Below are 14,545 nucleotides of genomic sequence, written 5' to 3' on the forward strand. Positions count from 1 at the left end.
CCTTAGGTTTTTTACACTGACTGGCGCTCGTTCCAGGCATCGCTAAAGATGATGTTCCCGTCGTTATGCTTCCAGGTAATTTTCTCGTAACGTAGTTCAACCGTTTCCATATGGTTTTCGTTAGGGTTATCGCCTGGTGCCATCGCGGGTGAGATAGAAACGACCCTGACACCTTCGAGCAGCATATTAAAGTACTCTTCTTCCTGGCCGGAGTAGTTAATCCTGTACCATTTTATCTCAGCAGAGACCAGGCTCTGCCCTGTCGCTACCGCTTTATAGAGGTATGGGCTTGAGCAATCAAAATCTTTAATGATCAACATAGGTGAATGGATGCGCGTACCGGTTATTTTGCCGGTGGCGTTATCTGTTGGGATCATGAGGTTATGATGGAATCCTTTTACCTCAATACTGCATTCTTTGTGCTGAACATCAACTCCGCCTTTGATTAATGCTCCACCGTCGTCCTTAAGCCATAAGTAAGCGGGTATGGCCATGTTAATTTTTTCCTTGAGCAAGTTGTAATAGTCAAACACCGGGTTGCGTTCTGGCTAGTGGTTGGCTTGAAAACTTCATTCCTGTTCTTTTTTTAGGGCGCCTATCTCCCCCAGCGTATGCCCTGTGCGGCTATTAAAGTTCAAGCCAGGTCATGTTTACGTCTGGTCGATCTCTTTTTGAGATATTAACCAGGCATTTTTTAACCATATCAATAAGTAAAGTTACGAAGGCTTCAGAAAAAACCGTATTACAACCGGTCCTCTGGCGACAGGCTGCGGGTGGAGTAAAAATTGAGCCGTAATCTTTTTTCTGAGGGGGAGCGGGAAGGAAAAAAAGCCCGGCATCACACCGGGCAAAGAGGTCACCTGCACACTCAGGCTGCTTTCAATTTCTGTTTCTGTTTCTGCGCACGATTCTCACGGCGGATCTTACGTTCTTCCAGCACCGCGACCATCGCCATCAGGACGATACAGCCGATGGCGGCGGCGTCCAGCGCGGCGAAGGTGCCTGCCCAGCCGGTGAGGCCAAAGACCGGTGTGCCGTCGGCGATCATCCCCAGACCGAGCTTGGCGAAGCTGTCGCCGATCAGGTAAGCGAAGGTGCCCTTAATCCCATCGGCGGCGCCGATCGCTTTTTTCGGCACAAAACCGACCGCCGCCACGCCAATCAACAGCTGCGGACCAAACACCAGGAAGCCGAGCGCGAACAGGGAGGCGAGGTACACGTACTGGTTGCTGGCGTGCTGGTATACGCCGAGCGTGGCGATAATCAACGCCAGCGCAACGCAGGCCACCAGCGCACGACGCCCATTGGCGAGGTCAGAGAGCCAGCCCCACAGCAGCGTGCCGACCAGCGCACCCACTTCAAACAGGGTAAAGCCCTGAATTGCCACTTCTTTCGAGAGTTTCAGCTCCTGGAAGGCGTATACGGTTGACCACTGGTCGATACCGATACGCACCACGTACAGGAAGATGTTCGAGAAGCAGAGCAGCCAGATCACCTTGTTTTTCAGCACGTACTCAACAAAGATCTGCCATTTGGTCATCTCGTTTTCTTCGGTCTCTTTATCCTCTTCGCTGATCTCCTCACCGAACAGCTCTTCGGCTTTGCCGAGGCCGTAGGATTCCGGGGAGTCGCTGCCGAAGCGCAGGCCGATAAAGCCGACGATCAGGGCGATAATCGACGGGAAGATAAACATACCGATGACGTGACCGTCGAACAGATAGTTAGCGCCGAACAGCGCCACGCCTGCCGCGCCCGCTCCGCCAAGGTTGTGGGAGATGTTCCACATGCCGAGGTACGAGCCACGCTTGCGGCGCGGGGTCCATTTGGTGATGGTCGAGTAGCTGCACGACCCACCGGTGCTCTGGAAGAAGCCGCTCAGGGCGTAAAAGGCGATCATCATGAACAGGCTGACGGAGCCTGAACCCATGCTGGCGCTGAAGCCAAGCATACAGATGGCGGAGAGGATCAGCATAAACGGCAGGAACTGCTTGGTGTTTTTGCCGTCCGCGTAGTACGACACCAGCGTTTTCCCCACGCCGTAGGTGATGGAGAAGCCCAGGCCAATCATCCCCAGCTGCGTCATGCTCAGCCCGTAGGTTGAGATCATGTCGTTCTGCGCGATGTTAAAGTTCTTGCGGATCAGATACATGGTCAGGTAGCCGATAAAGACCACCAGGTAAGACTGCATGAAGGGTTTGAACCACATTTTGCGCCGCACATCGAGCGGCAGATCCAGGGTCGGCTTGCGCACCTGGTTAAGGAAGGCCAGCATGGTTTGCTCCTGAGCTGATTTTTATACCTGCGAATGGCAGGCATTGTAAAAATCAGCCGGGCGCGACGCCTGAGACAGCGTCCAGGTGAAACCGGGAAAATTTCTTAGTTTTGCGCCACTCGGCGCCAAAAGGTGAGGCGCGTCACGCTTCGCGCGGAGCCTGCGCGTGCAAAAACGGCAGCAACAACAGAGCAGAGATCCCCGCCGCGATGGCGATCACCGCGAAGAAGCCGCTCCAGTGCCAGAGGTCGATCACCCATGCCAGCGGCCAGCCAGAGAGCGATGCGCCGAGGTAGGCAAAGAGTCCGACGAAGCCCGTCGCCGCACCTGCCGCCTCTTTGTGCGAGCACTCTGCCGCCGCCATGCCGATCAGCATCTGTGGGCCAAAGACGAAGAACCCGATGGTGAAGAAGCACGCCGCCTGCATCACATAGCTGGCAAAAGGCATCAGCCACAGCGAGCCAACGGAGAGCAAAATGCCGGCGGCGAAAATCAGGTTCATCGGTCCGCGGTTGCCATTAAACAGTTTGTCCGATCCCCAGCCCGCCACCAGCGCGCCGATAAATCCGCCCAGCTCGAACATGGTGACCGCCGAGTTGGCGGTGACCAGATCGACGCCGAGCGTCTCGGACATGTACAGGTTGCCCCAGTCGTTGATCGCCGCGCGCACCACATACACCAGCACGTAGCACAGCGATAACAGCCAGATGTAGGGATTTTTCAGCACATATTTCGTCAGAATCGCTTTGTGCGTCAGCCCCGCCCCCTCCTGCTGCTGGGCGATCTCCATCTCGTCATGCCGCCAGTCGCCAACGGGGGGAAGCCCGACGGTCTGGGGCTTATCGCGCAGGCGCCAGCAGAGGAACAGCCCGGCGAGGATGGCAAGCCCGCCCGCAATCATCATTCCCGCACGCCAGCCGTAGTGCAGCGCCGCCGCGCCCACCACGATGGGGATCAGCGCCCCGCCGACGTTATGCGCCGTGTTCCAGATTGCCCACCAGCCGCCGCGCTCATTGCGTGAGTACCAGGTGGTGAGCAGGCGGGCGCACACCGGTGCCCCCCAGCCCTGGAAAAAGGCGTTCAGGGCCCACAGCAGGGCAAACGCCCACAGGGAGGTAGAGAAGCCGAACAGGATGTTCACCACGCCGGTGGCGATCAGCCCCGTGCCCATGAAGTAGCGGGCGTTAGAGCGGTCGCTGACGATACCGGAGAAGAACTTCGACAGGCCGTAGCTGATGTAAAACAGCGTCGCCAGCAGGCCGATATCGGTGCGGGTCATCACACCGCTGGCGAGGATTTCCGGCGCGGCGGCGTTAAAGCTTTTGCGGGTGAAGTAAAACAGCGCATAGCCGAGCCAGAGAGTGATCAGGATATGGCGCCGCCAGTAGCGGTACCGGGCGTCGATGTCGGCCTGGTTGCCGACGGGCGCGGCATTGGCGGGGGTGTTAAACATGGTGACTCCGTAGCGGCAAACTGGCGCTGACGCGTGTGCCGTGCGTGCAGGAGAGGGTCAGGGTGCCGCCCAGCGCCACGACGCGCTCGCGCATCCCCGCCAGGCCAAAGCCCTGCTGGCCGGAGCCCGGCGGCAGGCCGCAGCCATCGTCTTCAATAATCAACATCAGGCGGTCTTCCTGCTGCCAGCCCTGCAGCGTGACCGCGCTGGCGTTGGCGTGTTTCACCACGTTGTTTAGCCCCTCCTGGCAGACGCGGAACAGCGTGACGCGCTGGCCTTCGCTCAGCGTCCGTTCATCAATATTCCAGTCGAGATGGCTGACGATGCCCCGGCTTTCCAGCTCCATTTCGCGCATCAGGGAGCGCACCGCCTGCTCAAGCGAAAGGTCGTCGAGCTGGCGCGGGCGCAGTCTGCCGAGCAGGCGGCGCACGGAATCGTACACCCCCAGCGACAACTGCTCGATATGCGCCCCGCCCTGCTTCACGCCTGCGTTTTCCGCCGCCAGACGCTGGACAATGCCCGCCTGGGTGCGGATAGCGGTGATGGTCTGGCCGATGTCATCGTGCAGCTCGCGGGCCACTTCCTGGCGCACGCTCTCTTCGGTCTCCAGCAGACGCTCTGCCAGGAGCCGGTTGCGCGCCAGCTCGGTTTGCAGGGACTGATTCAGTTCGCGCAAGCGCTGGATACCCGCCCCCAGCAGCAGCCCGGTCAGGCTTTGGGCCAGCAGCGAGAGCAGCAAATCAACGGGGTGATCGTGCCATGTCTGGCTGGCGATCAGCGCGATGGCGTTCATCAGGGTCGCGATCAGCGCGCCCTGCCAGCCATAGTGCCAGGCGAGGGCGATAATCGGCAGCGCCAGACAAAACGGCGTAAAGCGGGAAAGCTCGGCGGGCAGGCCAAGCTGCAGCCACAGGCTCAGAACAAACAGCAGCAGATACCAGATAAGATGCCGGGCGCGCCAGTTTACCGGCTGGGAGACCAGCGCCGGGCCGAGCGGCTGCCAGACGGTGCTGGTGAGGTAATGCCAGATAACCAGACAGGTGGGGGCCAGCGTCAGGCCGCCGGTGAGGGTCAACAGCAGGGCGTTCAGCATCTCTTGCTCGCCGAGCCACGGCAATGACTGTAACAGCGCGGCGGCCATCAGCGCCGTGCCTTGCCACAGCAGCGTGCGCCAGTCCCGCTGATGGCGATAGCGCGAGATCAGCGTGACCGGAAGAAGCGTCAGCACACTCCCGATCATCAATAATGGCAGATGGGCCAGCGCCACTTCCTGCGCCAGCCAGAACAGCATCAGCCACTCCGCGCCCAGCAGCACCGGCCAGTAGCCGCGCGGGCATTGCAGCATCAGTCCAAGCCGCAGGCCGAACGGGAACAGCAGCACTGCCAGTTCGGGGCGTTCAACCAGATGCAGACTAATACTCCACAGGCAGAACCAGGCGGCGGAGAAGATAAAAAAGCTGGCAACGACGGCGATCAGCCGCGAAAACACCGGGTTCATTGCCAGTTATCAAACATACGCCGGGCCAGTTCAACGTCGTTACTGACGCCCAGTTTTTCCATCAGGTTTGCCCGATGAACGTGCACGGTCTTTGGCGATAGATCCAATTCAGCGGCAATTTCTTTAACCGACATTCCCTGGGCGAGTTTCTCTGCCACCTGACGTTCACGCTTTGTGAGCGGATCCTGGCGTCCGGTCGCCAGCTTGACGGCGATATCCGGGGTTAAATAACAGCCGCCGGTGGCAACGGTGCGTACGGCGGCAATCAGTTCGTCCGGACTACAGCGTTTTGAGAGGAACCCACGCGCCCCCGCGTTAAGCGCCTGCTCCACCAGCGCCGGGCTGTCGTGAACCGACAGCATGATGGTCGCCATCCCTTTCGGCAGCTGGCTTAACAGTTCAAGACCGGAGAGATCCGGCATGGAGATATCGCAGATACAGACCTGCACCCCGCGCCCCGGCAGGCCTGCCAGCGCCTCACGGCCAGAGCCAAATTCCGCGACAACCTGGAAATCGGCCTCCAGACTCAGCAACTGGGCGAAGCCGGAGCGGACGATAAGATGGTCGTCGATGAGGGCAATGGTGGTCATGTGCGTTCCTGGCGGGCGGATAAAAAAACGCGCTTACCTTAACGATAAGCGCGCGGGCGTTCAAGCAATGAGCGATTTATTCGAAGAAGACCGCAATTTTGTTAAACATGGTGGGATCGGACTGGTTACGCACCACTTTGGTCACATCTTCCAGTTTATCAATCTGCGCCATCATCTGCTCCAGGCGCTGGTCATCGTTGACAAGTAGCCAGATGCGGCTGTGTTCACTGCCCAGAATTGGCAAACAAAGAATGCCTTCCACGTTGAATGCGCGGCGGGCAAACAGCCCGCAGACGTGGGTCATCACCCCCGGGTGGTTGCGGACGGTAAGTTCGAGAATGACGTTGTCGTGTTGTTTCTGCATGGCTTATTCCCCCACCATTTCTGTATTGGCCGCACCGGGTGGGACCATCGGATAGACTTTTTGTTGCGCGTCGATACGCACGTGGATCAGCGCCGGGCCAGGGCGGGAAATCGCCGCCTGCAGGGCGGCATGCGCATCGGCTTCGGCATTCAAATCGCAAGTGTGCAGACCAAACCCGGCGGCAATCTGCATAAAATTAATCATCCCTGGATAGGTCGCCGCAAAGACGCCCTGCTTGTAAAACAGACTCTGCTGTTGGTGTACCAGCCCCAGCGCTTCGTTATTCATCAGAATAATTTTCACGTCTAATTGGTTTTCCGCCGCGGTCGCCATCTCCTGAATATTCATCATCAGGCTGCCATCGCCGGAGAAGCAGATCACTTTGCGATCCGGGTTGGCCAGCGCCGCCCCCACCGCCGCAGGCAGGCCAAAGCCCATGGTGCCCAGGCCGCCAGAGGTGAGCCACTGACGGGGACGGTTCAATGGATAGGCTTGCGCAGTCCACATCTGATGCTGGCCCACGTCGGTGGTGATAATGGCGCTGTCGTCCACGCAGGCGGCCACGGCGTTGATCAGGCCATAGTGGCTCAGCGGATCGCCCCCGGTTGGGATGGCACCCGGGAACTCCTGTTTTAAATCGGCCACCAGCTGGTGCCACTCCGCACGCGGGGCCGCCTCAATTTGCGGCGTCAGTTGGGCCAGCACTTCGCCCACATCCCCCTGAATGGCCACGTGCGGCTGCTTAATTTTACCCAGCTCGGCGCGGTCGATATCCACGTGAATGATTTTCGCGTTCGGGCAGAACTGCTCGGTTTTACCAATCGCCCGGTCATCAAAACGGGCCCCGAGCACAATCAGTAAATCCGCCTCTTGCAGGATGTAGTTGGTGCTGCGCGCGCCGTGCATCCCCAGCATGCCCAGCGACAGCGGGTGCGCTTTTGGCAACATCCCCAGCGCCATCAGCGTCATGGTGGTGGGTAATTGCGCCTTTTCGGCCAGCTCGCGCACCGCCTCCGGCGCGTTGATCACCCCGCCGCCCAGATAGAGTACCGGGCGTTTGGCGGCGTTAATCATGGCTGCGGCATCACGCACGCTCTCTGCGCTGAATTCTGGCGCAGGGGCGCGATCGCCCGGCTCTGGCAGGACATCGATGTCGATCTCTGCGGTCTGGACATCCTTAGGAATGTCTATCCACACCGGGCCTGGGCGGCCGGACTGCGCAATGCGGAACGCATCGCTGATAACCTGCGGAAGCTCGGCGATGTCGCGAACTAAGTAGTTATGTTTGGTGATGGGGATAGAGATGCCGTAGGTATCTACTTCCTGAAAGGCGTCGGTGCCGATCATGGACGAGGGGACCTGGCCAGTAATGCAGATCAGGGGGATAGAGTCGAGACGCGCATCGGCGATAGCGGTGACCAGGTTAGTGGCCCCCGGGCCGCTACAGGCCATACAGACCGCCGGTTTACCCTGGGTACGCGCCATGCCCTGGGCGATAAAACCCGCGCCCTGTTCGTGGCGTGCCAGCACGTGGCGGATTTTGCTGCTCTGGCTTAACGCATCATACAGCGGGAGTACCGTGCCGCCAGGGATACCCGCTACCGTGGTGATGCCCTGCCGTTCCAGTAAATGAACGATTAACTGCGCGCCCGTAAAACGCGTCTTGTTGGATGTTGTGCCCGAACTTGCCATGCTCCAGTCCTTTTATTCTGATCTGAGCCGACTTTCCGGGAGAGGGTCGCTAAAACGAAAAACCCCGCCCGGTTTGCGCCGGCGGGGTTTTGGATTCGTGTGTTGATCCAGTCCCTACGGCGCATTGCCGACGACGACCACCACACGCACGACGACCACTGCGGCGGGTTGCGCAGTTTTTAGTAGGGTCGCGGTAAACAGGGATGGAGTCATGAGGAACCTGTGTTTGGAATCATTGATAGAATTTATACAACCACAGGTTTTAAGGCGTGACAATGGAAAAATAGATATCCGCATAAAAATGCGTCAGGGATCACGTTTCGTTTGTTGCGCAGTGAAAACAAAAAACCCCGCCTAAGCGAGGTTTTTATCAGGGTTTTGCGGTTGGTTTCCGCAGAACACACTGTGTTACGTCAACGGCAAAAGTATACGCGATCGAAGACGAACGCGCAATTTCTGGCACGGATTTTGACGTTTTTGAGTATGGACCGCCTTCTGATTTTTGTCTATAAAATACTGTTCATACATACAGTATTTATCTATACTGAGTCTGTTCGCAGTGAGCGAGGGGGCCGCAGTTCTACCGGCGCAACGACGTCCTGGCTGAAACGGGTGGTGCCGTCAGTGCCTTAACCCCCTGAAGTGAGCACACTGTGTTACGTCAATCCAGGTGCTGGTAACAGGCGGCGGAAAGGTACGCCAGCATCGTGCTCCTTTTTACCAAAAGGAGACGCGTATGAGCGTAGTGGATATGGTTGTACTTATCCTCAAACTCATTGTTGCAGCACTGCAACTGCTTGATGCTGTCCTGAAATACACTCGGTAATTCAGGTTCAAGTCGCACCTGAGAGGGGCGGGAAACCGCCCCTCTTTAATAACGAGGGAATGCTATGTCGCGTCTGTTAATTGAGCCTGTCACCCCGGACGAACCGGGGTATATCGCCCTGAAGGCAGAGAGTATTGCGCTACGTTTCAATATGCTGCGCAGGCTGGAAGAGAACTGGCAGCGGGGTGAGAATCGCTTTAACGCGCCGGGCGAAAAGCTGCTGGGGGCGTTTCTAAACGGCAAGCTGGTGGGCGTGTGCGGCTTAAACCGCGATCCCTTTAGCCAGCAGCCCCGTGCGGGGCGTATTCGCCACCTTTACGTCAGCGAGAAGTGCCGGGGGCTGGGCATCGGGAAGCAGCTTTTAACCGTCGTAATGGCCGATGCCAGCATCTGGTTTGATTTTCTGAATACCCATGCACCGGACACCGCGTACGGATTTTATCATCGGGCTGGTTTTACGCTGGTCTGCGACGAACCCCGGGTGACGCACCGCCTTTTCTGTGCGGTATAACCGCCTGGCAGGCTCAGGGTGTGAATGTTACAGTTAGATGACAATTCACCACCCGATACGCTATGACCCTCACCGTTTTCTGCATTCTGTTGTTTGCCGCTCTGCTGCATGCCAGCTGGAATGCCATCGTCAAAGCCGGAACGGACAAACTCTACTCCGCGATCGGCGTGAGCGGCTCTGCCGCGCTTATCGCTCTGGTAATACTCCCTTTCTCTCCACAACCCTCTGCTGCCAGCTGGCCGTTTTTGATCGTCTCTTGCGCGCTGCAGGTGGTGTACACGGTGTTGGTAGCCAAGACCTATCAGGTCTCTGATATGAGCCAGACCTACCCGCTTATGCGCGGCACGGCGCCGCTGCTGGTGGCGCTAATCAGCGTGCTGGCGCTGGGGGATAGCCTCTCAGGGCTGGCATGGTCCGGCATCGGGGTGATCTGCCTGTCGATTCTTGCCATGGCGATGAACGGTCGCATGCGATCGCGTAAAGGGATCGGGCTGGCGTTGCTGAATGCCTGTTTTATTGCCGGTTACACCCTGGTGGACGGCACCGGCGTGCGTCTGTCTGATACCGCGCTGGGCTATACGCTCTGGACCTTTCTGATGAACGGCTTCTGCCTGCTCGCCTGGGCGATGGTGGCCCGCCGCCGGGAAGCCACCCGTTATCTGTGCCTGCACTGGAAAAAAGGGTTGCTCGGTGGCGTAGGCACGCTGGGATCCTACGGTCTGGCATTATGGGCGATGACCCAGGCACCGCTTGCCGTCGTTGCTGCCCTGCGCGAAACCTCGATACTCTTCGGGGCGCTTATCGCCTTTGTGCTTTTAAAAGAAAAGGTTGCCGGTTTACGCATCGCTGCGGCGTTGGGTATAGCAGGCGGAGCCATGCTGCTTCGCCTGGCATAAATTCATGGCAACATTCGTTGCCGCTCATGTTTACAAATCCTGCCTGACCCGGTTTTTCCATTCCTTATCGCAATGCTTAAATTGTCATCTCATTGTGGTAGATTCCTCGCGCATTTATGGGAATGCGCAGTCACTTATTCTTTCTTTTATCTTTAAGCAAACATATTCAGCGACATGAAAAAGCAACGGAACGTTAATTTATTGTTGATGCTGGTGTTACTGGTGGCCGTCGGGCAGATGGCGCAAACCATCTACATACCGGCGATTGCCGATATGGCAAAGGAACTGAATGTCCGCGAGGGCGCAGTACAGAGCGTAATGGCGGCCTACCTGCTGACCTATGGCGTATCGCAGCTCTTCTACGGGCCGCTCTCTGATCGGGTCGGGCGTCGTCCGGTGATCCTGGTGGGCATGACCATTTTTATGGTAGCGACGGTAATAGCGATCGCGACCCATAGCCTGACCGTCCTGATCGCCGCCAGCGCCCTGCAGGGTGTCGGAACCGGCGTCGGTGGAGTGATGGCGCGCACCTTACCGCGCGATATGTATCAGGGCACCCAGCTACGTCATGCTAACAGCCTGCTGAATATGGGCATTCTGGTCAGTCCGCTACTGGCACCGCTGATTGGCGGCCTGCTGGATACGGTGTGGTCCTGGCGCGCCTGCTACGCCTTCCTGCTGGTGCTGTGCGTGATAGTCACCTTCAGCATGGCGCGCTGGATGCCGGAAACGCGTCCAGTGGATGCGCCGCGTACCAAACTTCTCACCAGCTATAAGACGCTGTTCGGCAACGGGGCGTTTACTTGCTATCTGCTGATGCTGATCGGTGGCCTGGCAGGTATCGCGGTGTTTGAAGCCTGTTCCGGGGTGCTGCTGGGTGCGGGGCTTGGCCTGAGCAGCATGGTGGTAAGTATTCTGTTTATTTTGCCGATCCCGGCGGCGTTTTTCGGCGCCTGGTTCGCGGGTCGCCCCAACAAGCGTTTCTCCACGCTGATGTGGCAGTCCGTTATCAGCTGTCTGCTGGCGGGGCTGATGATGTGGATCCCTGGGCTGTTTGGCGTGATGACCGTCTGGACGCTGCTCATCCCGGCGGCGCTGTTCTTCTTCGGGGCGGGAATGCTGTTCCCGCTCGCCACCAGCGGCGCGATGGAGCCGTTTCCGTTTCTGGCAGGCACCGCCGGCGCACTGGTTGGCGGCTTGCAGAACATCGGTTCTGGCGCGCTGGCCTGGCTTTCCGCCATGATGCCGCAAACCGGACAGGCTAGTTTAGGTTTGCTGATGACGCTGATGGGGCTGCTGATTTTGCTGTGCTGGCTACCGCTGGCGTCGCGCGTGCCGCATCACGAGCAGCCGGTTTAATCCCATGATGGCCCGACTTCTCGTCGGGCTTTTCACAGCGCGGGGCTATCATCGTTTGCAATAACGGCTCTGATGAGGGTCGCCACGCCCCCTCTTCTCCGTCGTAGAATTGATTATCCGCATTGATGGCATAGGGTATTTTTGCCTTTTGCAGTTCACAGGCCATAAAGGTAGCAAAGGCCAGCTGCGAGGCCGTCGGCGTAGAGTTGATGGTCTCCCCTACCGTCCAGCCCCCTACCCAGCTGCTGTGCCCGGTTTTTTGCTGCCAGCGCAGGGCCGCGCTTATCCGCCCATGAATCGCCGCCTTTTCGGCCGCCGTGCCGGAGGTCCAGGGGTATTTGCCGTTACTCTTCAGCGGCCCCCAGGGGAAGATGTGCCACTCTGCCAGTACATTGCCCTGGCTGTGAGCCGGCAATTTCAGGCCGGGAAGATCTTCAGGTGCGGCCCGCAGACGTGGGGCGATAAAAATCATCCGCTGCGGGTCGATGCCATGAATGGCTTTGATGGTTTTTTCGTAGACACGATTAAGCGCAGCGAGGTTATGGTTGAGCTTTTCGGCAGGCTCATAAATCAGATCAAAACCCAGCAGCGGAGAACTCTGGCCGAAATAGCGGGCTACCGCTATCCACCAGTTCACCACCGCTTTCTCATTTTCCGGCTTGGGGTCGCTTTTCCAGGCATCCGCCTGATAAGTGATAATCGGGATCACGCCGTACTGCTCGCACGCCTCCACCAGCTTACGCAGATGAATCAGCCGCGCCTCGGTGGGTGCCCCCGCGACGCGGATACGCACATGGCTTAGTCCTTTAGCGTGAAAGTCACGCACCACCAGCGGGTCAAATTCGCGTATACCACGCTCGGTACGCGCCCAGTCAACATCCATTCCCACGCCCAACTGCTGAGCATAACGTGCCGCCGTCAGCGGCGGCTCCGCGGCGGCGGCCCAGCCAGAAGCGCACAATAAGAGGGTGGCCATTAAGGGTCTTAACACGATCAACCTTGCGAAAAAATCGAAAGTAATAAGCCGTATTTAGCACGCTTTTTGCCATTTCGTGTAGAGTCAAAATGAACTAATTTCTGAGACAGATTATGAATAACGACGCCGTTAACACGCTGACCGCCAAATTCCCCCTGGTTGCCGATCTGATCGCCCTGAAAGAGCTCACCTGGCTTAACCCGCGCGCCACAACCCTTGCGCAAGGCTTGCCTTATGTCGGGCTGACCCAGGACGACGTCAACGACGCGCATGCTCGCCTCAGCCGCTTCGCGCCATATCTGGCGAAAGCCTTTCCGGAAACGGCGGCAGCGGGTGGAATTATCGAATCCGAGCTGGTCGCGATCCCGGCGATGCAAACGCGGCTGGCGAGCGAAACGGGTGTCGGCATCCCCGGCACGCTGCTGCTAAAAAAAGACAGCCATCTGCCCATCTCCGGCTCCATTAAAGCCCGCGGCGGCATCTATGAGGTGCTGACGCATGCGGAAAAACTGGCGCTGGAAGCAGGCTTGCTGAACCTCAATGACGACTACAGCATCCTGCTGGAGCCCCGCTTTAAGGCGTTCTTTAGTCAGTACAGCATTGCGGTGGGCTCAACCGGCAACCTCGGGATGTCCATCGGCATTATGAGCGCCCGCCTCGGTTTTAAAGTGACGGTGCATATGTCTGCCGATGCCCGCGAATGGAAGAAAGCCAAACTACGTAGCCACGGCGTGATCGTTGTGGAATATGAGCAGGACTACGGCGTGGCGGTGGAACAGGGACGAAAAGCGGCCGAAAACGACCCAAACTGTTTCTTTATTGACGATGAAAACTCCCGCACCCTGTTCCTGGGCTATGCGGTAGCGGGCGAGCGCCTGAAGGCCCAGTTTGCCGAACAGGGCCGCGTGGTCGATGCTCAACATCCGCTGTATGTTTACTTGCCGTGCGGCGTTGGCGGCGGCCCCGGCGGCGTGGCGTTTGGCCTGAAGCTGGCTTTCGGTGATAACGTCCACTGCTTCTTCGCCGAGCCGACGCACTCCCCGTGCATGCTGCTGGGGGTCTACACCGGACTGCACGACGACATTGCGGTGCAGGATCTCGGTATCGATAACGTGACGGCGGCAGACGGACTGGCGGTAGGTCGGGCCTCTGGCTTCGTGGGGCGCGCGATGGAGCGGTTACTGGACGGATTCTATACCCTGTCCGATCAGAGCATGTATGACATGCTCGGCTGGCTGGCGCAGGCGGAAAATATTCGTCTGGAGCCGTCGGCGCTGGCGGGTATGGCCGGCCCGGTGCGTTTCAAAGCCGATGCACAGGTCACCCATCTGGTCTGGGCGACCGGCGGCGGCATGGTGCCGGAAGAGGAGATGGCGACATATCTGGCTAAAGGGAAAAAATAACCTCCAGGTGCGTCACCGCAAACAGCAGAGAGAGCGACAGCACCGCAAGCGCGATCAAGAGTTTATCCCGGACGGCTTTCGGCTGTACGAATTCATCCTGCGTGACGTCCATCAGGTTACGGCTGCGGGTATAACGCCATAACATAAGGGCCACCAGCGCCAGCACCACCAGTGAGATCCAGAACGGCAGGCCGGTACGGTGCCAGTTGTGTTTAATCGCCAGCGCAATCAGGGCGCCGTACCCCAGCAGCGTGCGCAGCCAGGCGAGTGATGTCCGCTCCGGCTGCAGGCCGGGGTCCGCTTCGCGTCGCGCTTTGCGGCTATCCGCCATAGAAAACCAGCACCATCACTACGCCTGCCACCGTCAGCAGAATCGCGCTGATGATAAATAACCCGCGCGTATAGGGCAGATCCTGCTTGAGTCGCATCGCCTTCTCATTACGCAGCCAGCGCAGGTAGCCGTAGATGGCCAGCACGCCGGCGAACAGGCACAGCAGCAGCGCCAGCACTTCACGGATCAGCGGCGTGGCAAAATCAGGCGCCAGCTGGTCAAGACCCACCCCGGCGGCCAGAAAGCCCAGTGCGGTACGGATCCACGCTAAGAAAGTGCGTTCATTAGCCAGAGAGAAGCGGTAGTCCGGCGCTTCGCCGAGGCGGGAAATTTTCATCAAGAGTCCTTGTCGTGCTACGGCCTGGCTTCAGCAT

The 14,545-nt window shown here is 58.5% G+C and carries 16 protein-coding genes; 5 read left to right on the plus strand and 11 right to left on the minus strand.

What is annotated here, in order from left to right; translation table 11 throughout:
- Positions 1–11: 11 nt before the first annotated feature.
- From B3511_RS02830 to ivbL, 8 genes are all read right to left on the minus strand, one after another.
- Complete coding sequence (locus tag B3511_RS02830; protein ID WP_286775671.1) at positions 12–494, minus strand: Hcp family type VI secretion system effector; 483 nt, start codon at positions 492–494, stop codon at positions 12–14.
- Positions 495–868: 374 nt separating this feature from the next.
- Positions 869–2,272 (minus strand): hexose-6-phosphate:phosphate antiporter, encoded by a 1,404-nt coding sequence (uhpT, locus tag B3511_RS02835; protein WP_286775672.1) that lies wholly within the window; start codon positions 2,270–2,272, stop codon positions 869–871.
- A 142-nt stretch (positions 2,273–2,414) separates the two neighbouring features.
- Positions 2,415–3,725, minus strand: a complete 1,311-nt coding sequence (locus B3511_RS02840; protein ID WP_286775673.1) for an MFS transporter — start codon at positions 3,723–3,725, stop codon at positions 2,415–2,417.
- Positions 3,718–5,223, minus strand: a complete 1,506-nt coding sequence (gene uhpB, locus B3511_RS02845) for a signal transduction histidine-protein kinase/phosphatase UhpB (RefSeq protein ID WP_286775674.1) — start codon at positions 5,221–5,223, stop codon at positions 3,718–3,720. The genes B3511_RS02840 and uhpB overlap by 8 nt, the downstream gene beginning before the upstream one ends.
- On the minus strand, positions 5,220–5,813 hold the full coding sequence (uhpA, locus tag B3511_RS02850; RefSeq protein ID WP_040077767.1) for a transcriptional regulator UhpA: 594 nt from the start codon (positions 5,811–5,813) through the stop codon (positions 5,220–5,222). The genes uhpB and uhpA overlap by 4 nt, the downstream gene beginning before the upstream one ends.
- 76 nt (positions 5,814–5,889) lie before the next feature.
- On the minus strand, positions 5,890–6,177 hold the full coding sequence (gene ilvN, locus B3511_RS02855; protein ID WP_040077766.1) for an acetolactate synthase small subunit: 288 nt from the start codon (positions 6,175–6,177) through the stop codon (positions 5,890–5,892).
- A 3-nt stretch (positions 6,178–6,180) separates the two neighbouring features.
- Positions 6,181–7,869 carry an acetolactate synthase large subunit gene (ilvB, locus tag B3511_RS02860; protein ID WP_286775675.1) on the minus strand — a complete coding sequence of 563 codons (1,689 nt, stop codon included), beginning with the start codon at positions 7,867–7,869 and terminating at the stop codon, positions 6,181–6,183.
- 114 nt (positions 7,870–7,983) lie between these two features.
- Positions 7,984–8,082: an ilvB operon leader peptide IvbL gene (ivbL, locus tag B3511_RS02865; RefSeq protein WP_088208941.1), complete on the minus strand. Its 99-nt coding sequence runs from the start codon at positions 8,080–8,082 to the stop codon at positions 7,984–7,986.
- Positions 8,083–8,605: 523 nt separating this feature from the next.
- Here ivbL and tisB point away from each other — a divergent pair.
- From tisB to emrD, 4 genes are all read left to right on the plus strand, one after another.
- Positions 8,606–8,695: a type I toxin-antitoxin system toxin TisB gene (gene tisB, locus B3511_RS02870; protein WP_040077764.1), complete on the plus strand. Its 90-nt coding sequence runs from the start codon at positions 8,606–8,608 to the stop codon at positions 8,693–8,695.
- Positions 8,696–8,759: 64 nt separating this feature from the next.
- Positions 8,760–9,206 (plus strand): GNAT family N-acetyltransferase, encoded by a 447-nt coding sequence (locus B3511_RS02875; protein WP_040077762.1) that lies wholly within the window; start codon positions 8,760–8,762, stop codon positions 9,204–9,206.
- A 62-nt stretch (positions 9,207–9,268) separates the two neighbouring features.
- Complete coding sequence (locus tag B3511_RS02880) at positions 9,269–10,102, plus strand: EamA family transporter (RefSeq protein WP_286775676.1); 834 nt, start codon at positions 9,269–9,271, stop codon at positions 10,100–10,102.
- Between the two features lie 174 nt (positions 10,103–10,276).
- Positions 10,277–11,461, plus strand: a complete 1,185-nt coding sequence (gene emrD / locus B3511_RS02885; RefSeq protein WP_040077760.1) for a multidrug efflux MFS transporter EmrD — start codon at positions 10,277–10,279, stop codon at positions 11,459–11,461.
- Here emrD and B3511_RS02890 read toward each other — a convergent pair.
- Positions 11,364–12,452 carry a cellulase family glycosylhydrolase gene (locus B3511_RS02890; protein WP_286775677.1) on the minus strand — a complete coding sequence of 363 codons (1,089 nt, stop codon included), beginning with the start codon at positions 12,450–12,452 and terminating at the stop codon, positions 11,364–11,366. The genes emrD and B3511_RS02890 overlap by 98 nt on opposite strands.
- A 98-nt stretch (positions 12,453–12,550) precedes the next feature.
- Here B3511_RS02890 and dsdA point away from each other — a divergent pair, with 98 nt between their 5' ends.
- Positions 12,551–13,840 carry a D-serine ammonia-lyase gene (dsdA, locus tag B3511_RS02895; protein WP_286775678.1) on the plus strand — a complete coding sequence of 430 codons (1,290 nt, stop codon included), beginning with the start codon at positions 12,551–12,553 and terminating at the stop codon, positions 13,838–13,840.
- On the opposite strand, the gene B3511_RS02900 is transcribed toward dsdA, so the two are convergent.
- Positions 13,824–14,171, minus strand: a complete 348-nt coding sequence (locus tag B3511_RS02900; RefSeq protein WP_040077756.1) for a DUF202 domain-containing protein — start codon at positions 14,169–14,171, stop codon at positions 13,824–13,826. The genes dsdA and B3511_RS02900 overlap by 17 nt on opposite strands.
- A complete protein-coding gene (locus B3511_RS02905) occupies positions 14,161–14,508 on the minus strand; it encodes a YidH family protein (RefSeq protein ID WP_040077755.1) in 348 nt (115 codons plus the stop codon). Before B3511_RS02905 ends, B3511_RS02900 begins: the two co-directional genes overlap by 11 nt.
- Between the last annotated feature and the right edge of the window lie 37 nt (positions 14,509–14,545).

Source organism: Leclercia sp. UBA1284 (assembly GCF_002308415.1).
Lineage (GTDB): Bacteria > Pseudomonadota > Gammaproteobacteria > Enterobacterales > Enterobacteriaceae > Enterobacter > Enterobacter pneumoniae.

Excerpts from the sequence above, each read along its gene's own strand:
- B3511_RS02830 (WP_286775671.1), bottom strand. The coding sequence starts at position 494 with ATGGCCATACCCGCTTACTTATGGCTTAAGGACGACGGTGGAGCATTA.
- uhpT (WP_286775672.1), bottom strand. The coding sequence starts at position 2,272 with ATGCTGGCCTTCCTTAACCAGGTGCGCAAGCCGACCCTGGATCTGCCG.
- B3511_RS02840 (WP_286775673.1), bottom strand. The coding sequence starts at position 3,725 with ATGTTTAACACCCCCGCCAATGCCGCGCCCGTCGGCAACCAGGCCGAC.
- uhpB (WP_286775674.1), bottom strand. The coding sequence starts at position 5,223 with ATGAACCCGGTGTTTTCGCGGCTGATCGCCGTCGTTGCCAGCTTTTTT.
- uhpA (WP_040077767.1), bottom strand. The coding sequence starts at position 5,813 with ATGACCACCATTGCCCTCATCGACGACCATCTTATCGTCCGCTCCGGC.
- ilvN (WP_040077766.1), bottom strand. The coding sequence starts at position 6,177 with ATGCAGAAACAACACGACAACGTCATTCTCGAACTTACCGTCCGCAAC.
- ilvB (WP_286775675.1), bottom strand. The coding sequence starts at position 7,869 with ATGGCAAGTTCGGGCACAACATCCAACAAGACGCGTTTTACGGGCGCG.
- ivbL (WP_088208941.1), bottom strand. The coding sequence starts at position 8,082 with ATGACTCCATCCCTGTTTACCGCGACCCTACTAAAAACTGCGCAACCC.
- tisB (WP_040077764.1), top strand. The coding sequence starts at position 8,606 with ATGAGCGTAGTGGATATGGTTGTACTTATCCTCAAACTCATTGTTGCA.
- B3511_RS02875 (WP_040077762.1), top strand. The coding sequence starts at position 8,760 with ATGTCGCGTCTGTTAATTGAGCCTGTCACCCCGGACGAACCGGGGTAT.
- B3511_RS02880 (WP_286775676.1), top strand. The coding sequence starts at position 9,269 with ATGACCCTCACCGTTTTCTGCATTCTGTTGTTTGCCGCTCTGCTGCAT.
- emrD (WP_040077760.1), top strand. The coding sequence starts at position 10,277 with ATGAAAAAGCAACGGAACGTTAATTTATTGTTGATGCTGGTGTTACTG.
- dsdA (WP_286775678.1), top strand. The coding sequence starts at position 12,551 with ATGAATAACGACGCCGTTAACACGCTGACCGCCAAATTCCCCCTGGTT.
- B3511_RS02900 (WP_040077756.1), bottom strand. The coding sequence starts at position 14,171 with ATGGCGGATAGCCGCAAAGCGCGACGCGAAGCGGACCCCGGCCTGCAG.
- B3511_RS02905 (WP_040077755.1), bottom strand. The coding sequence starts at position 14,508 with ATGAAAATTTCCCGCCTCGGCGAAGCGCCGGACTACCGCTTCTCTCTG.